The following is a 17,019-nucleotide window of genomic DNA, read 5'->3' as shown; positions in this document are numbered from 1 at the left end:
CTATGCCCTTGGCCCGCTCTATAATATCGCCGCAAGCTGCTTTAGGTCAGCTTGTGGCCGCGCGCCAATATGCGAAATGACCTCACCAGCGGCAAGACTGGCGAGCCGCCCCGCCGATTTAACGTCAAATCCATTTGTCCGGCCGAACAGATAGCCCGCGGCAAACAAATCACCAGCACCGGTTGTATCAATCACTGGGCCTTGTGGCATTGCCGGAATTTCATGATGCGCGGTGCCGGCACCGATAAATGCGCCGGCTGGACCGCGGGTAACAACCAGTTCATCAAGCCTGCCCACCAAGGCAGCAATCGCCTCGTCACTGCCCGATTGACACAAGCTAGCGACCTCGTCTTCATTACCGAATAAAATCGAAATATGCTCATCAATAAAATCGGTCAAGGCTGCACGATGCCGCTCGGCACACCATGGATCAGATAGCGACAAGGCCAATTTGACGTCATAAAGACTGGCAAGTCGCGCTGCCTCAGCAAAAATAGCCGGGCCGTTAGGCGCATCAAAAAGATAGCCTTCGAGATAGATAATCTTTGCCGCCGCCGCATCGGCAAGCGCCAGATCAGCCGCCTCAAATTCAATGCTTGCCCCAAGAAAAGTATTCATTGACCGCGCCGCATCGGGCGTTACCAGAATGATTGATGAGGCTGTTGCCGACCCGCTCGTTGCCGCCGGATGATCAAAACCAACCCCGGCCGCCTGAATATCACGCCTAAAGGCTGTGCCAAGCGCATCGTCATGCACCCGTCCGACAAAATTTGCCGATCCGCCAAAAGCAGCAACCCCAACGGCGGTATTAGCCGCTGAACCACCCGAGATTAATTGTGGGTTTCCGATCGCACCAAGTGCCGCATAAAGCTGTGCAGATCCGGCCTCGTCAAGCAGGGTCATCACGCCTTTTTCAATACCATTGGCGCTTAGAAAATCATCGTCACATTGTCCGAATATATCAACAATCGCATTGCCAACAGCTAAAACATCAAGGGTTTTTGGGGCCATCACAACCTCATTATGGCAATTTCTGAACGGAAATTCTAACGGGCAGACATTAGGCCGGACGCCCCTAAAGGACAAGGCCAATGGCACGCGAAACCGAAAAGAGTTAGTGCAATGATGCGCGTTTTCCGTTAGACCGAAAGCCAATAACGTTGCAACGCGGGTGCGGATAAATGCGTCGATCACATCTTTATCTTGTCGGATTTGCCGCGTTTATTGCGGCCTGCCAACCGATCGCCCCGTCAGTGGTAACACCATCATCCCCGCAGGCTGAAGATAATGCTGTAGCCAAGCAGGGAACAGATACGCCCAGCATTAAAAAACCAACAATCACCATTACTTCACCGGCAACCGCGCCATCTGCAACTGCTGAGCAGACGTCTAGTGCGATGACCCGAAATGATACAGCTGGCAATGATACAGCAGGGGGTGAAATAACGGGTGCCCAAAACGCGATTGATCTCGCAGTTAACAACATTACTGCCGCCCCGGCAGAGGCCGCCCCCATCAAACCAGCTTTTCAGCCGGAAAATATGATCGGGTTAGCCGCGCCAAACCTGCTAGAGGGTCTCGGCGATGCGGCGATGATTCGGCAAGAAGGCTCGATTGAAATCTGGCAATATCGCTTTACCTCATGTGTCGTTGATTTCTTTTTCTATCCAACCAGCGGTGACACCCAGCAAAAGATTATCAAAGACTGGGATATGCGCGGTGCCGTTATCGGTGATCGGTTAAATGAACCTAAATGCCTGACCGCGATTGACCGTTTGCATCAGAGGCTTGCTGCCAGATCGTAAATTAGCCACGCTATTTTGTCTTGGGCTTAAACAGGCATAAATCAGCAATCACACAATCGGCACAATCAGGCTTTCGGGCCTTGCAGACATAGCGCCCATGCAAAATCATCCAGTGATGTGCACCCTTTTTCCACCGATCTGGTACCCGGCGCAGCAATTCCTTTTCAACCGCGTCAGGCGTTTTGCCCGGCGCCATTCCAGTGCGATTTCCGAAACGGAAAATATGCGTATCAACAGCAATTGTCGGCTCACCAAAGGCCTCGTTCAGAACAACATTTGCGGTTTTTCGGCCAACGCCGGGCAGCGCCTCAAGCGCGTCGCGATCTTGCGGCACCTGACCATCATGCTGATCGAGCAGAATTTGCGATAGTTTAAAAACATTTTTGGCCTTGGTGTTAAACAGGCCAATCGTGCGGATATGATGACGAATAGCATCACTGCCAAGCGCCACCATTGCCGCCGGTGTGCTGGCAGCAGCAAACAGCCCCTTTGTGGCTTTGTTCACCCCAACATCAGTCGCCTGCGCCGACAGGACAACCGCAACAAGAAGGGTAAAGGGATTGGTAAATTCAAGTTCGGTTTGCGGGTCTGGCTGACGCTGTGACAAACGCTCAAAACAGGCATCAATGGCATCAAGTTTCATCTTTGCCGGCATGATTAGCCTTTCAGCACATCCGTCATATCATAAAATCCATTAGCAGCTGCCACCGCAAAGCGCGCCGCCCGCACGGCACCACGCGCGAAAATTGCCCGGTCGGTCGCCCGATGCGAAATCTCTACACGCTCAGACTCGCCATAAAAAATCACCGAATGTTCGCCAGCAACATCACCGCCGCGCAATACGGCAAAACCAATATCACCCTGTTTGCGCGCACCGGTTTGGCCTTTGCGCACCATATCAGCAACATCATCAAGCGCGACACCGCGTCCCTTTGCCGCCGCCTTGCCAAGCGCCAGCGCCGTTCCAGATGGCGCATCCACTTTGTGATGGTGGTGCGTTTCCAAAATTTCGATATCCCAGCCATCGGTTAATTTCGCTGCAACCTCTTCAACAAGCTGGGTCAGCAACGTCACCCCAACCGAAGTGTTGGCACAATAGACAATGGTGCTGTTTTTTGCCGTCGCTTTTAATTCGGCCTCTTCATCCGCGCTAAGGCCGGTCGTACCGATCACCATCGCACAGCCATGCGCCGCGGCAAGCGTAGCATGATGCAGGCTGGCAGCAGGGCTGGTAAAATCAATCACCACATCAGCTGTTGTAAACAGTGTTTCAGGATCACTGCCAATGATCACCCCATTAGCCCCAATTTGCGCCACTTCGCCGGCATCATGTCCAATGAACGGGCTATCAGGCCGGTCGTTTGCGGCCACAAGCTCAAGGTCTGGTGCCGCTGCGATTGCCCGGATTAACATCGAGCCCATACGGCCAGCCCCGCCTGGAATTGCAATTCTTATCATTAATCTGCCTTTATATACCTGATGGTCGCGCAGCCTGCGCCGTTACCAATCATAACCGGCTTCATCCGCTGGCAGCCAGCATATAAATAGCTGCCCCGTTTGGGCAAGCCCCCAATTCAGTTTCGCCAGAATCGAATTCAGATGCGTCAATCATCAGCCCAGATGCGTTTTACCCGCTCAAGAAAGCTGGCGGATTCAGGGCTGGTATTGCCCGAATTCGAAAATGCTTCAAGAAGCTCTTTCTGCTTTTTGTTCAAGTTGGTCGGCGTTTCGACCTGAACCTCGACGATCTGATCGCCCGGATTACCGCGGCGCAAAGCAGGCATCCCTTTGCCGCGCATCCGGAATTTCCGTCCTGATTGCGTTCCAGCCTCGATTGTCAGGCGCGCCATTTTCCCTTCGAGCGTTGGCACATCAATACTGCCGCCAAGTGCCGCCGTCGTCATTGGCAGCGGAATACGGGCGTGCAGGTTACTGCCGTCGCGGGTAAAAATAGGATGTGGATCAACATTGACAAAAATATAAAGATCCCCCGCTGGCCCGCCCCTAAGACCGGCTTCGCCCTTGCCAGATAGGCGGATACGGGTGCCGGTATCAACACCTGCAGGGATCGAAACCGCCAAGGTTTTGGCCCGCTGGACACGGCCTTCGCCGCCACATGAACGACACGGATCAGAGATTACCTGACCCATACCCTGACAGGCAGGACAAGTTCTCTCAACCGCAAAAAACCCTTGTTGCGCCCGAACGCGCCCCGCACCACCACAAGTACCACAAGTGCTGGGCCTGCTACCATCTGCTGCACCACTGCCGGTACAGCTATCACATTCAGACGGTATCGTAATCGAAATATCTTGCTGTAATCCGGTAAAGGCATCTTCCAGCGAGATTGACATATCATAGCGCAAATCATTACCGCTCTGATCACGTTGCCGCCCACCGCCGCCAGAAAATTCAGAGAACATCTGGTCAAAAATATCGGAAAAGCCGCCACCGCCAAAACCGCCGCCGCCAGCTGCCTGATCAAAGGCTGCATGGCCCATCCGGTCATAGGCTGCACGTTTTTGCGGGTCTTTTAAAACATCATAGGCTTCATTGGCTTCGCGGAATCGCTGTTCGGCTGCCTCGTCACCCTGATTTCGATCAGGGTGGTTTGCCATCGCAAGTTTACGAAATGCCGATTTAATTGCCTTATCGTCGGCGTTTTTTTCAACACCTAATACGTCGTAGTAATCGCGCTTGCTCATGCCTGCCACTTTTGCCGTGAAAATTCAAAAACCGGAGCCTGATCTAGCTCCGGTTTCATATTTATTTTGGCTTATTTGCTTTGTTTTTTGCCATCGTCTGAATCGGCGTCCACCTCTTCAAATTCGGCATCAACAACGGAACCATCATCGTTGTTTGCACCGTCTTTGCCTGCGGTTTCAGCTTCGGCCTGATAGGCGGCTTCACCCATCTTCATCATCACCTTGGACAATTCAGCCGATTTTGACGAAATCGCCTCAATATCGTCACCATCAAGGGCTTCGCGAAGCGCCTCGATACCGGCTTCAACATCGGCTTTGGCCTGAGGATCCGCCTTGTCACCAAGATCATCAATGGCTTTTTCTGCACCATGAACCAAAGCCTCGCCCTGATTGCGGGTTTCAACTTCGGCACGGCGCTGCTTGTCAGTTTCGGCATTGGCTTCAGCCTCGGCAACCATGCGGTCGATCTCGCTGTCATCCAATCCACCAGAGGCTTGAATACGGATTTCCTGCTCTTTGCCAGTGGCTTTATCCTTGGCACTGACCTTGACGATACCATTGGCATCAATATCAAAGGTTACCTCGATTTGCGGCACACCGCGCGGGGCAGGTGAAATGCCTTCCAGATTGAACTGGCCAAGCGCCTTGTTATCTGCAGCCATTTCGCGTTCACCCTGACAAACCGAGATGGTAACCGCAGATTGATTATCATCAGCCGTTGAAAAGACTTGGCTTTTCTTGGTCGGGATCGTTGTGTTGCGATCAATCAACCGGGTAAAGACACCGCCAAGCGTTTCGATACCAAGTGACAATGGCGTCACGTCGAGAAGAAGCACATCCTTGACGTCACCGGTTAGAACACCGGCCTGAATCGCTGCACCTGAGGCAACAACTTCATCAGGGTTCACCCCACGATGCGGTTCGGTGCCAAAAAATTCTTTCACCTTTTCGATGATTTTCGGCATACGGGTCATACCGCCGACCATGATCACTTCATCAATTTCTGACGCCTTGATGCCAGCATCTTTCAATGCCGCTTTACAAGGCTCCATCGTGCGGGCAATCAGATCGCCAACCAGCTGTTCCAACTTGGCCCGTGTCAGTTTGACATTAAGATGTTTCGGCCCGGTCGCATCAGCGGTGATGAACGGCAGATTTACATCAGTCTGTACTGAAGATGACAATTCAATCTTGGCTTTTTCAGCTGCTTCTTTAAGCCGCTGCAAAGCCAGCTTGTCGCCGCGAAGATCAATACCGTCGCTTGATTTGAAAGAATCAGCCAGAAATTCAATGATCGCATGGTCAAAATCTTCACCACCAAGGAATGTATCACCATTGGTAGATTTGACCTCGAACACGCCATCGCCAACCTCGAGGATGGAAACATCAAAGGTTCCGCCACCAAGGTCATAAACGGCAACAATGCCTGATTCCTTGCGATCAAGGCCATAGGCCAGCGCGGCCGCTGTTGGCTCGTTGATGATCCGCAACACCTCAAGACCGGCAATTTTGCCAGCATCCTTTGTCGCCTGACGCTGGGCATCATTGAAATAGGCTGGAACGGTGATCACCGCCTGCGTCACGGTTTCACCAAGATAGGCCTCGGCATCTTCTTTTAGTTTGCGAAGAACAAAGCTGGAGATTTGGCTGGGTGAATATTCTTCACCCTCAACCTTTACCCACGCATCACCATTTTTGGCGCCAACCAGTTCGAATGGCACCAGATCGGCAAATGCCTTGGTGGATTTGTCCTTGAAGCGGCGACCAATCAGACGCTTGATCGCAAAAAGTGTGTTTTCAGAATTTGTAACCGCCTGACGCTTGGCCGCTTGGCCAACCAGACGTTCACCATTTGCAAATGCTACCATTGACGGCGTTGTTCTCGCGCCTTCGGCATTTTCGATCACCCGTGGCTCGGATCCGTCCATAACAGCAACACAGGAATTTGTGGTTCCCAAATCAATACCAATAACTCTCGCCATATCCAAAGCTCCTTTCCCTGACCACTCATTGCCAAACCTGTTTCAAGGTGACGCTGATAGAGTGGCCCTTTAAGACATTTCGTTCCCATAAGCAGACCTTACGGGGGCGTAACCGGCGTTTAACGCACCGGTTCTGTCACTACCGTTCAACTATCGTCCATATAGGACTTATTATTTCGGTTACAAGAGGGAGTAAGTTTGACAAGAGAAACTGCCAAACCTAGGTATTACCGCGGTTGCAGCTATACCGTTTCCACCCCCATTTAGTCATATTTACGCGGTATTCCCTATGCTGAGATCAAGTGATGATCCGGCAAATTTCCCATCCCTATTCATCTGTTTTTTGCGGCTCACCGTCGCTGGGCGCGGCTGTATCACCGGCCTTTGAGACGCCAACCATCGCTGGACGTAGCAGCCGGTCATGTAAAACATACCCATGCTGGACAACCTCGAGGACAACACCACTTGGCTGATCATTTGTTGGCACTTCAAACATTGCCTGATGCAGATTATAGTCAAACTTCTCGTTCAGCGGCTCAACCCGCTTGATCCCATGCTTTTCAATGACGGACTGCAATTCAGTCCAGCTAAGCTGAATCCCGGTGATGAGCGATTTCATCGTCTCGTCGGCCTGACCAAGATCATCTGGTGCCGAGTCAATCACCCGCGCCAGATTATCAATCGCACCTACGAGGTCACGCGCAAACGGCGTATGGCCATATTTGCGGACATTCGCCGCTTCACGCTCGCTACGGCGGCGCATATTTTCAGTATCTGCCAAGGCGCGTAACAGCTGGTCTTTCAGCTGATCGCGTTCAGCCATTAGTGCCGATAGCGGGTCGTGTGAACCAGCATCTTCATCAATCGACGAGGCAGCGTTTGGTCGCCCACCGGTGGCAGCAATCAAATCATCCAGCGCTTCGTTGCTGGGTGTATCGCTGCTGGGTGTATCACTCGCAGCATTTCCAGAGTGGTTGCTGGCCTGCGCACCGTGATCATCTGCCGCCGCCGGTGCGTCGGTGCCAGAACCGGCTGTCTGATCGCTGTCAGGATCGCTGTCGGGTCCGTCCGTGCTATTCTTTTGGTCTATCATTTTTAAGTCCTTTTTGCATCCATCTGCGGATTGCTAGCCTTATCTAGTGATCCAAAACGGCTTCGCCAAGAGTAAAACGTCAAAAAATTGTTATTTTGCCGCGCGCCTTTACCCAAAGCCTGTGCCAGCTTTTTCCTCTGCCATCACTCATTGATCATGTAATCTCACACTAGCGGACAAGTTGTTGTTTCTTTTGCTGACTTATGAGACATTAATTACTGTCTTCAGGATCAGGTTCAAGATTAGGTTCATGCTAGGTCTTTAGTATGGTATGTGGTGCGTTACGGCGTGAAATCATGATGAGCCCGAATAGACCAATGAATGGTTGGATAAGCCTATTATGCAAAATGCGCAAATCTGGAAATCAATTGAGGCGCTGTGTGACGAAGCCGAAGCGGTCATAAAAGACGGCAACCCAATGATGGCTGTGGTTAAATCAACCGCACCACCTGCGATGGCCAAACAGCAGGTAAGAGGCGGCGCCTTCACCAAACCTGATACCAAACCTGATACCAGTACCACTATTGCCATTTTGCCAAGCGAGCCCGCACCGCCTAGGGTCACTGTTATTGGCAAGAGCAGCAGCATATCGGCTGAGGATACATCTCTATCAAATTCAACCATGGCCGAGATTGCCGCAGCAATTGATCGGGCTAGCAAATCATCCCAAGGCCAGATCATGGATCCAGATCCACAACCGATTAGCGATCAACTCCGTCGGGATTTGATGGCCGAGGTCAGTGATGCTGTGCGGGCTGTTTTGGCAAAGGAACTGCCGCATATGGTGCGCCATGCCGTATCTGACTCGCTTTATAGTCTGCTAACCGTGTCATCGCCGGACGTGGGGGGGAAATCGGACGATATACGACAGGCGGCACTGGAGAGCCGACCAGCCAACAAAAAACCTGTGAAAAAAAGAGCAACAGCCAAAAAAGCGGCGACCAAAAAGGCAGCAGCCAAGAAGGCAGCGGCAAAAAAAACCGCCCAGAAAACGACCCAGAAAGAATAACCGGAACGGCGGCCTTAGAACGCCTTTAATCACCTCAGCCGATCTATCTATGTACCCCCGATCTTTCCCGTATAATAAAGCCAGCCAGCATCACCTTTTTGGAAATGGCGCGATCAGACATGGCGGGCAACCTACGAAAAACCCTTTCTTTTTGACGATTAATTTATCGCTAACGATTTATTAGTCATTATCACCCTATGATTTCATCGGGACGATAATCGCCGTTGCCTTGGCATTGATGGAGATTAAATAAATGGACCAAACCTGCCCGCATTGCCATAAACTTGTGGTGTTGCCGGAACTGATCCGAAATTATCGGAATATGCCAATCCGATGTCACAGTTGCGAGACGGCATTTTTTCTGCCAGATGAGGCGGTGGATAAAATCAGTGGCGCGGTTGTGAAACGGCGCTGCAAATCCTGCAAATTATCGGTTTATCTGCCAAAACTGGCCCATAGCAATTTATCCTTGCGGTTTTTCTGCCCGAATTGCGCCGTGCCCTTATCATTTCATCGACCCAGTTTTTTATCAAGCTGGCGCGGCATTATGGTGGCAGGCGCGAGCGGCATTGCCATTGGCGCAATTGGATTTAAGCTTGCGCCCACCTCTTTTGACATCGCCAAGGGCCATAAAAAAACGCATTATGGTATGGCGATCACCTATGTTACCACGATCAAAATCTGGGTGGGCACATTGGGTGGCGCATCATAGATAGCCGCCCTGCGACACGCGATCCCATAGGACACCAAACTTTATCGGCGCCAATCCCTATCTGCCAAGAACCCGATCAATCGCTTTGCTGGTATAATCAACCATCGGGATGATCCGCGCATAATTCATGTGGCGCGGCCCCAACACACCAATTGCCCCGATAATTGAGCGATCATTGTTGCGGTAGGGCGCAATCACCAGTGAACAGCCAGTACTGGCAAATAGATTATTTTCAGCACCGATAAATATTTTTACACCATCACCATCGCGCGTCGCATCAAGCAGACGAAGCGCATTTTCACGCGCCTCTAACGCATCAAATAGCCCCCGAACCTCGGCAAGCCCATCGACGGCTTGGATATCTTCAAGAAGATTGGCCTGGCCGCGCAAAATTAGCGCCGCACCATCACCGCCAATGCCATCCGACCAAATCCCAAGCCCCTGTTCGACCAGCGCAGTAGTTAATTCGTCAAGCTCGGCCTTATGCTGGGCGATCTCGCTTCGGATCAATGTTGCCGCATGGACCATGCTGTTATTAATCAGCTTTGCATTCATGTAATTGGCCGCCCGGGTCATTGCCGATGATGGCAGGCCAACCGGCAAATCAATGAGCCGGTTTTCTACCTGCCCGTCAGAGCGAACCAGAACCGCAAGCGCGCGATCGACGCCAATCGGGACAAATTCAAAATGCTGTAATTCAGCCTCGCTACTGGGCGAAAGCACGAGGCTGGCACAATTGGAGAGCCCCGACAGAGTTTTGCTGGTTTTATCCAAAAGCTGATTGAGGCTGATACCGCGCGCTGCACATTCGCTGTCAATTGACTGGCGCTGTTCGGGCGGGATGTCACGATTGAATTCCATCAACCCGTCAACGAAAAGTCGCAGGCCAGTTTCGGTTGGCACGCGCCCCGCCGACGTGTGCGGTGCATATAGCAAACCGGCATCTTCAAGGTCGCTCATCTTGCTGCGGATTGACGCTGGCGAAAAATCAAACTTGCCCGATCTTGCCAGTCGGCTAGATCCAACGGGCAAGCCATCTTCCAGATAAGCCGAGACCAGCTCATGGAAAATTTCCAAGCTGCGCGGTTTAAGGCCCTTTATACTAGCTTCTGTCATAGTAGAAATTTATGATAGGCCAAGCCATTTGGTCAATCGAAGAAACAGGGGGCTGGTAAATTACCTTATCCCTTTACTTCACCGGTATATCGCTTTAACCAGCTTGAGAACTGCAATATAGGAATTTTATCATGTCACGCCCTTCTGGCCGCGCGATCGACGCGCTTCGCTCTGTTACTCTGGAACCTTCCATATCGCTTCATGCGGAAGGCTCATGCTATGCCAAATTTGGCAATACGCATGTGCTTTGCACTGCGTCGATTGACGAACGTGTTCCGCCGTTTCTGCGGAATAGTGGCAAGGGCTGGGTAACGGCTGAATACGGTATGCTGCCGCGCTCGACCCATAGCCGCATTGACCGCGAGGCGGCACGCGGAAAACAGGGCGGCCGCACCCTTGAAATTCAGCGTTTAATCGGCCGGTCACTGCGCGCTGTAACCAATCTTAGCGCACTTGGTGAGCGCCAGATCAAAATCGATTGTGATGTCATACAGGCAGATGGTGGCACCCGCACTGCGTCAATCACCGGTGCATGGGTTGCGCTGCGGATCGCCTGCGAGCGATTACTGCTCGCCGGTGCCATTACAACGATGCCCTTAACCGGTCAGGTAGCCGCTATTTCATGCGGTATCTATAAAGGCCAAGCCGTCCTTGATCTCGATTATGACGAGGATAGCGCCGCCGAAATTGATGCCAATTTCATTTTAACCGCCGATGGTGAACTGGTTGAGATTCAAGCTACCGGCGAAGAGCACCCATTCTCACGCGCAAGCCTGAATGAAATGCTCGATCTGGCGGAATCTGGATGCAACAGCCTGTTTGAACTGCAACGCCGCGCGGTTCAGGATGCCGGACTATAGGAACCAAGCCATAAAGGCGCCGATAGAAGAAAGTACCGCGCATGACTGATCGCCTTTTCACTGAAGACACGCTTATCATTGCCACCCATAATGCTGGCAAGATGCGCGAGATTAAGGCGCTGTTTGCAGGTTTTGGCATCAATATCCTATCGGCGGCTGACCTTGGCCTTGACGAGCCGGATGAAACTGAGACCAGCTTTACCGGCAATGCGCTGTTAAAGGCACGCACTGCAGCCATGCGGGCGGGACAACCGGCGCTGGCGGATGATTCCGGTCTTTGTGTCAACGCGCTTGACGGGGCGCCGGGGATTTATTCAGCGCGTTGGGCCGGGCCAGATCGTGACTTTTCGCTGGCAATGACCGCCGTCGAAACAGCGCTTACCAACACCGGCAATAGTGATCAGGGCGCTGAATTTGTCTGTGCACTGGCACTGGTCTGGCCGGACGGAGATGAGGTCTGTGTCGAGGGTAGGGTTAAAGGCCAGATTACCTTTCCGCCACGCGGCATACATGGCTTTGGTTATGATCCGATTTTCCAGCCTGACGGCCATCAGATCAGTTTTGGTGAAATGGACCCAGACGCCAAGCACGCCATGAGTCACCGGGCCGATGCCTTTGCCCAATTGCTGGCCCGTTGTTTTGGCAAAGCCGATGGAATTTAAGCCAAAATTACCCGCTAGCAACCCTGCTAACCGGCCTTTTGCCCTCTATATTCATTGGCCTTTCTGCCGCGCAAAATGTCCATATTGCGATTTCAATTCGCATGTCAGCGATCATGTGGACGCCACGGTTTTCGGTGACGCGCTTTGTACCGAAATGGATTATATGGCGTCATTGATGCCCATACGGCCAGCACTTTCCAGCCTTTTTTTTGGGGGCGGCACACCCTCATTAATGCCACCGACGCTGGTTGAACGACTGATCCGTCATGCCGATCATCTTTTTGGATTTACCGCTGATGTTGAAATTACTGCCGAAGCCAACCCAACATCGGTTGAGGCCGAAGCCATGCTTGGGTTCCGAAATGCCGGCGTAAACCGCGTTTCAATGGGTGTTCAATCACTTGATGATGCCAGTCTGCAATTTCTTGGTCGTGAACATTCAGCTGTAGATGCGCTTTATGCGCTGGAGAAGGTTCGCAGCGCCTTTGACCGGGTCTCGATTGATTTGATTTATGCACTACCCGATCATAATGCCAAACAGTGGCAAGAAATGCTGTCACGGGCGCTGGGGCTTGAGCTTGGGCATTTGTCGCTTTACCAGCTGACCATCGAGGCTGGCACAGTCTTTCACACAAGAGAGCGGCGCGGCGAAGTCATGGTGCTTGACGATGATAGGGCGGCTGATCTTTATGAGATGACCCAGCAAATGACCGCAGCTGCCGGATTGCCCGCCTATGAAATTTCCAATCATGCCGCCGCTGGCGAGGAATGCCAGCATAATCTGACCTATTGGCAAGCTGGTGATTGGCTTGGCATTGGGCCAGGCGCGCATGGCCGGTTTGCGCTTTTTGACGCCGCCAAAGTCCACAACATCCGCACCGCCACCATGACGCGGCGCAGTCCGGCAGGCTGGCTAGATGCAGTCGCCAAAAACCGCCATGGCATCGAAAGCCTGCAGGCAGAAACGCCAGCGGATTGGGCAAGCGAAATGGTGATGATGGGGCTCCGCCTGACCAGCGGTATTAACCTTGGCGTGATCGAAAATCTTTGTGGGCCCTCGAATGAATGGATTGATGCTGATGGGGTAACACAGGCAGTTGCAGCCGGGTGGCTGTACCGATCACCAGACGGATCACAGCTTATCGCAACCGATGAGGGGCGGTTACGACTAAATAATATTCTATCGACGATTCTTTGCTAAACGCCCTGATAAAACACCAATGCAGAACCGGAGGGAAATCTGGGAGGAAAATCTGGGAAAAATCTGGTTCATAAAAACGCGGCAGGTTTTTAAATCCGGTTTGGTGCCGGGCGAATAATCTTGGATTGACCCTTGTCGATTTTCCGCAATTCAAAACTACGGACATTACGACCATTGGGAAGCAGCCGAAACGCACCGCTATAGCCTTGAAAGCCACTATTGGTAACAAGCTGTTTCGCCCAATCACGATCCGCTGATTTAGCCAGTGCCGCAACCAACGCCATTGCATCGAAACCGACACGGGCGAGCTGACCCGCAGGTTCAGGCCAGATCTCTTTCCAATCAGCATCAAAACGAAGATCAAGATTGCTTGGCCGCGTCGAAAATAGCGCACCCTGTAATGACGGCTCGCCCAAAAGCTGTTGCTGGTTCCACAGCGCATTTCCAAGATAAAGCGCCCGATCCGGCCCAACATCATAATAGGCCAAAACCGGCGCTGTACGTAATGCAAACGCCGGATCACCGGCAAAAATCACCGCATCAAACGGGCTATCCGGCAGGGGCGCATCATCAACCGGCCGCACATAGCGGGTAAAATCCCTGATCGCATTTTTAAGGTTTGTTTCATCGGCAAGCTCACCATCACTTAATACACGCACCGCTTCAGGCTTTAATCCAAAGTCAGCAAGACGCTGGCTGGCATGGTTAAGCAGACGCTGGCCAAAAAGTGAGTTTTGACCAATCAAAGCAAACCGCCGTTTACCCGCACTGACCGCGTGCCCAAGCAGCCCATCAAGCTGTTGCTCGGGAAGATAGCCAAGCAACCAACGATCCTTGCCCGCCACATCGACATTGTTTGAAAGCAACAGCATTGGCGGTCGACTGGCCGCATCATTGACCTGATCGATTACCACACGGGCCTGTTTAACGGCTTCGGTAAATAATGGGCCGATGAAAATATCCACATCATTTTCGATGCCGGTCATCGCCGCATTGCCAGCCGCTTCACCAGCTTTCGTATCAAGGAACAAAACCTCAATTTTAGGATTATTGATCTTGAATAATGCCATCTCGACGCTTTGACGAATTTCGGCACCAAGAGCCGTATATTCTCCGCTAAGCGGCACCAAAAGCCCAACCCGAATGACCCCATCAGCCTTTGGCGGCATCTCAAAAACTGGCTCATATGTCAACGGTTTCACCCGGCTTGACAGCAATGCAAAAGCTGCCTCTAGCGCATCATCACCCAGTGACGGATCCTTGCCAACCGGTATGGGGGTTTCAATGACCGGCGCTTTTTCATTTTTTCCCTGAAATTCCCAGATAATCGTATCCATCAAAGCCCATGCGGCGGCCATCTCAGTTGCATCATCCTGTTTTGGCATTTCTGACAGGTTATCCGGCTGGGTTTGGGTCGTTTCTGATAGCGGCGCTGGCTGTTCCAAAGATGAGGAGCCGGCCGTATTTTTGCCGATTTTTGATGACGGCGCTGGCGCGGCCACATTGGCCAAAAGTGGCTTATTAGAGGGTAATGTTGCCGGTTGACACGCCACCAGCCCAATCACGACCATGCCGGCGGCAATTAAGTTTGCTAGGGTTGCGGCTAGGTTTACTGCCTCTCGATATGACCGGCTGACATTGATCCGGCATTGCGGCAAAAACTTTACGCAGTGATGATCACATATTCGGTCAAACAGATTTTTCATGCCCCGATAATCCTATCAAATTTTGACAATTTTTGGGCAGCATTTTTGCGCGTGATTTATCATGCCGCCTTTTTCCGGCTTTATCATTATTTCGAATATGATCAACGCGCATTATCCGCTTGTTAGGCCCTGTGCCATCGCCCATACTGCCCCCAAATCAGCATAGCGTCAGCAACGGAGTCATTATGATACAAAGCCGAGGGCAATTAGCGGTCATCGCAACACCGATTGGCAATCTTGGAGATCTGTCGCCTCGTGCCGCCGAATGGTTGCAAAAGGCTGATATACTTGCGTGTGAAGATACTAGAATGACGCGGAAGTTGCTGACCTTAACGGGATTGCGCACGTCGGCTAAATTCATGCCCTATCACGATCACAATGGCAAAACTATGCGGCCAAAGCTGATTGACGCAATGGCTAGCGGCAAGCTGGTAGCGCTTGTCAGTGACGCTGGCACGCCGCTGGTATCGGATCCGGGCTATAAACTGGTCGCCGCTTGTCATGACGCAGATATTCCCGTGACAGCGATCCCCGGCCCAAGCGCCGTTCTAGCCAGTCTTGCGGCCGCAGGCCTGCCAAGTGACCGGTTCCTATTTGCCGGATTTGTGCCGCATGGACAAAAGGCGGCGCGGACCGCCTTCACTGAATTTGCCGATCTGAATGTGACTAGCATCTGGTTTGAATCACCGCGACGGCTTGGCGCAACATTGCAAATCATGATCGAGATATTTGGCGACCGGATGGCGGTTGTGGCACGCGAATTAACCAAATTACATGAAAATTTTCACCGGGACACGCTGGCATCGTTGGCTGAATTCTATGCCCAGGCATTGCCACCAAAAGGCGAAACAGTCATTTTGGTCAGCGGCATTATCAAGGATGAAGAAGAATTTGATGCGGCGACGCTAACCGCTATGTTGCGTGCAGAAATGCAAGCGACGAGCCTTCGCGATGCGGTGCAAACCGTCACCCAAATTTCTGGCCAGCCACGTAAAATGATCTATTCACTTGCCATCGATCTTGACAAAAAAAATTGATCCCTTGTCAAATGCGCTATCATGCCAAATCAAACGGCAAATCAGCCGCGCCCTCCGGTATCGGCAAAGATGCGCAAACGAAAACGCCAGCGTGACGAACAGGCTGGCCGGCTAGCCGAGTGGAAAATCCGTTGGCTTCTCTGGTGCAAAGGATATCGGCTAATTCACCGGCGGTGGCGCTGCGTTGCTGGCGAAATTGATCTGATTTTACGACGCCGCAATCTGCTGGTCTTTGCCGAGGTGAAATATCGCCAGCATGGAATCACTGACAGGATTATCACGCCGCATCAGCAACAGCGCATCTGAAAGGCAGCAGCATTCTTTCTGGCGAAGAACCAACGGTTCACAACCTTTGATTGCCGATTTGACTTCATTGCCATTGAGCCGGGTTCACGCTTTGGCTTTGGCAAGATTACGCATATCCATAATGCGTGGTAATTTACTGCAAATGACCTTGACCGATTCATCGCAAAGCGTCACATTAAGGGCTTCAAAACCTAGTGATTAGGATTGCAAATATGCCCGTTGTCCGTAAGGCGCGTTTCGCGCCGACTGCGATTGTTCTTCTGCTTGCCAGCATTGGTCTGTCTGGTTGCGCCAGTGCCGTCATTGGCGTTGGCACTGCCGCCGTTGCGGCCTCGACCACTGAAAAAGGCCTGTCAACATCGGTTGCCGATACCCAAATCCACGCCAAGCTGACCGACAGGTTTGTTAATACCGATTTCTCGTTGGTAACCGCGGTTGATATCACCGTCAATGATGGTGCGGTGCTGATGACCGGCAAGGTAAAAACACCCGAAGAAAAGATCTTGGCAACACGGCTAGCTTGGGAAATCTTTGGGGTTCGTGAAGTGGTTAATGAATTACAGGTAACCGATACATCATCTATCAAGGACATTGCCAAGGATCTTGCCGCCAGTGCCACATTGCGGACAAAGCTGATTACCGATAGCAATATCTCGTCACTGAACTTCAGCATCGACGTTGTGAATGGTACGGTTTACCTGTCGGGCGTTGCGGCGAATGCCGAAGAAATGAACCGGGTGGTTGCTCATGCACGCGATATTCGGTTTACCCAACAGGTTGTAAATTACATTACCCTGCAATCTGACAAGCGGCTGTAATTCATCC

At 52.0% G+C, this 17,019-nt stretch carries 17 protein-coding genes; 9 read left to right on the top strand and 8 right to left on the bottom strand.

Annotated features, from left to right (window positions below):
• Positions 1-18 precede the first annotated feature (18 nt).
• On the bottom strand, positions 19-1,011 hold the full coding sequence (locus tag AB8881_07295) for an adenosine kinase (protein XDZ62358.1): 993 nt from the start codon (positions 1,009-1,011) through the stop codon (positions 19-21).
• Positions 1,012-1,181: 170 nt separating this feature from the next.
• Here AB8881_07295 and AB8881_07290 point away from each other — a divergent pair, with 170 nt between their 5' ends.
• Positions 1,182-1,805, top strand: a complete 624-nt coding sequence (locus AB8881_07290; GenBank protein ID XDZ62357.1) for a hypothetical protein — start codon at positions 1,182-1,184, stop codon at positions 1,803-1,805.
• 10 nt (positions 1,806-1,815) lie between these two features.
• Here the strand turns inward: AB8881_07290 and nth are convergent, their stop codons facing one another.
• The 5 genes from nth to grpE all read right to left on the bottom strand — a co-directional run bounded on the left by nth (position 1,816) and on the right by grpE (position 7,585).
• The gene (gene nth / locus AB8881_07285) at positions 1,816-2,448 is read right to left on the bottom strand and encodes an endonuclease III (protein XDZ62356.1); all 633 of its coding nucleotides are present in this window, start codon (positions 2,446-2,448) and stop codon (positions 1,816-1,818) included.
• Positions 2,449-2,462: 14 nt separating this feature from the next.
• A complete protein-coding gene (gene dapB / locus AB8881_07280) occupies positions 2,463-3,263 on the bottom strand; it encodes a 4-hydroxy-tetrahydrodipicolinate reductase (protein ID XDZ62355.1) in 801 nt (266 codons plus the stop codon).
• 146 nt (positions 3,264-3,409) lie between these two features.
• Positions 3,410-4,510, bottom strand: coding sequence for a molecular chaperone DnaJ (gene dnaJ, locus AB8881_07275; GenBank protein ID XDZ62354.1), 1,101 nt, complete (start codon positions 4,508-4,510; stop codon positions 3,410-3,412).
• Positions 4,511-4,581: 71 nt separating this feature from the next.
• Positions 4,582-6,492, bottom strand: a complete 1,911-nt coding sequence (gene dnaK / locus AB8881_07270; protein ID XDZ62353.1) for a molecular chaperone DnaK — start codon at positions 6,490-6,492, stop codon at positions 4,582-4,584.
• A 328-nt stretch (positions 6,493-6,820) separates the two neighbouring features.
• Entirely contained in the window at positions 6,821-7,585 is a 765-nt protein-coding gene (gene grpE, locus AB8881_07265; protein ID XDZ62352.1) for a nucleotide exchange factor GrpE, read from the bottom strand.
• A 340-nt stretch (positions 7,586-7,925) separates the two neighbouring features.
• Here grpE and AB8881_07260 point away from each other — a divergent pair, with 340 nt between their 5' ends.
• Together AB8881_07260 and AB8881_07255 are read left to right on the top strand one after the other, a co-directional pair.
• On the top strand, positions 7,926-8,594 hold the full coding sequence (locus tag AB8881_07260) for a hypothetical protein (GenBank protein ID XDZ62351.1): 669 nt from the start codon (positions 7,926-7,928) through the stop codon (positions 8,592-8,594).
• A gap of 253 nt (positions 8,595-8,847) precedes the next feature.
• Positions 8,848-9,306 (top strand): hypothetical protein, encoded by a 459-nt coding sequence (locus tag AB8881_07255; protein XDZ62350.1) that lies wholly within the window; start codon positions 8,848-8,850, stop codon positions 9,304-9,306.
• A 57-nt stretch (positions 9,307-9,363) separates the two neighbouring features.
• On the opposite strand, the gene hrcA is transcribed toward AB8881_07255, so the two are convergent.
• Positions 9,364-10,422 carry a heat-inducible transcriptional repressor HrcA gene (gene hrcA / locus AB8881_07250; protein XDZ62349.1) on the bottom strand — a complete coding sequence of 353 codons (1,059 nt, stop codon included), beginning with the start codon at positions 10,420-10,422 and terminating at the stop codon, positions 9,364-9,366.
• A 131-nt stretch (positions 10,423-10,553) separates the two neighbouring features.
• Here hrcA and rph point away from each other — a divergent pair, with 131 nt between their 5' ends.
• From rph to hemW, 3 genes are read left to right on the top strand one after another with little or no spacing between them, the layout of a single operon-like run.
• Positions 10,554-11,282, top strand: coding sequence for a ribonuclease PH (rph, locus tag AB8881_07245; protein ID XDZ62348.1), 729 nt, complete (start codon positions 10,554-10,556; stop codon positions 11,280-11,282).
• A gap of 41 nt (positions 11,283-11,323) precedes the next feature.
• Complete coding sequence (rdgB, locus tag AB8881_07240) at positions 11,324-11,944, top strand: RdgB/HAM1 family non-canonical purine NTP pyrophosphatase (GenBank protein XDZ62347.1); 621 nt, start codon at positions 11,324-11,326, stop codon at positions 11,942-11,944.
• On the top strand, positions 11,934-13,145 hold the full coding sequence (hemW, locus tag AB8881_07235) for a radical SAM family heme chaperone HemW (protein ID XDZ62346.1): 1,212 nt from the start codon (positions 11,934-11,936) through the stop codon (positions 13,143-13,145). The genes rdgB and hemW overlap by 11 nt, the downstream gene beginning before the upstream one ends.
• An 89-nt stretch (positions 13,146-13,234) precedes the next feature.
• Here the strand turns inward: hemW and AB8881_07230 are convergent, their stop codons facing one another.
• Entirely contained in the window at positions 13,235-14,851 is a 1,617-nt protein-coding gene (locus AB8881_07230) for a penicillin-binding protein activator (protein ID XDZ62345.1), read from the bottom strand.
• Positions 14,852-15,036: 185 nt separating this feature from the next.
• On the opposite strand from AB8881_07230, the gene rsmI reads away from it, so the two are divergent.
• From rsmI to AB8881_07215, 3 genes are all read left to right on the top strand, one after another.
• Positions 15,037-15,888: a 16S rRNA (cytidine(1402)-2'-O)-methyltransferase gene (rsmI, locus tag AB8881_07225; GenBank protein ID XDZ62344.1), complete on the top strand. Its 852-nt coding sequence runs from the start codon at positions 15,037-15,039 to the stop codon at positions 15,886-15,888.
• 21 nt (positions 15,889-15,909) lie between these two features.
• Positions 15,910-16,194 (top strand): YraN family protein, encoded by a 285-nt coding sequence (locus AB8881_07220; protein XDZ62343.1) that lies wholly within the window; start codon positions 15,910-15,912, stop codon positions 16,192-16,194.
• Between the two features lie 212 nt (positions 16,195-16,406).
• Entirely contained in the window at positions 16,407-17,012 is a 606-nt protein-coding gene (locus tag AB8881_07215) for a BON domain-containing protein (GenBank protein ID XDZ62342.1), read from the top strand.
• Positions 17,013-17,019: the final 7 nt, after the last annotated feature.

It is taken from the genome of Alphaproteobacteria bacterium LSUCC0396 (assembly GCA_041228345.1).
Taxonomy (GTDB): Bacteria; Pseudomonadota; Alphaproteobacteria; order Puniceispirillales; family Puniceispirillaceae; genus UBA3439.
This window is presented reverse-complemented; position numbering and strand designations above follow the sequence as displayed.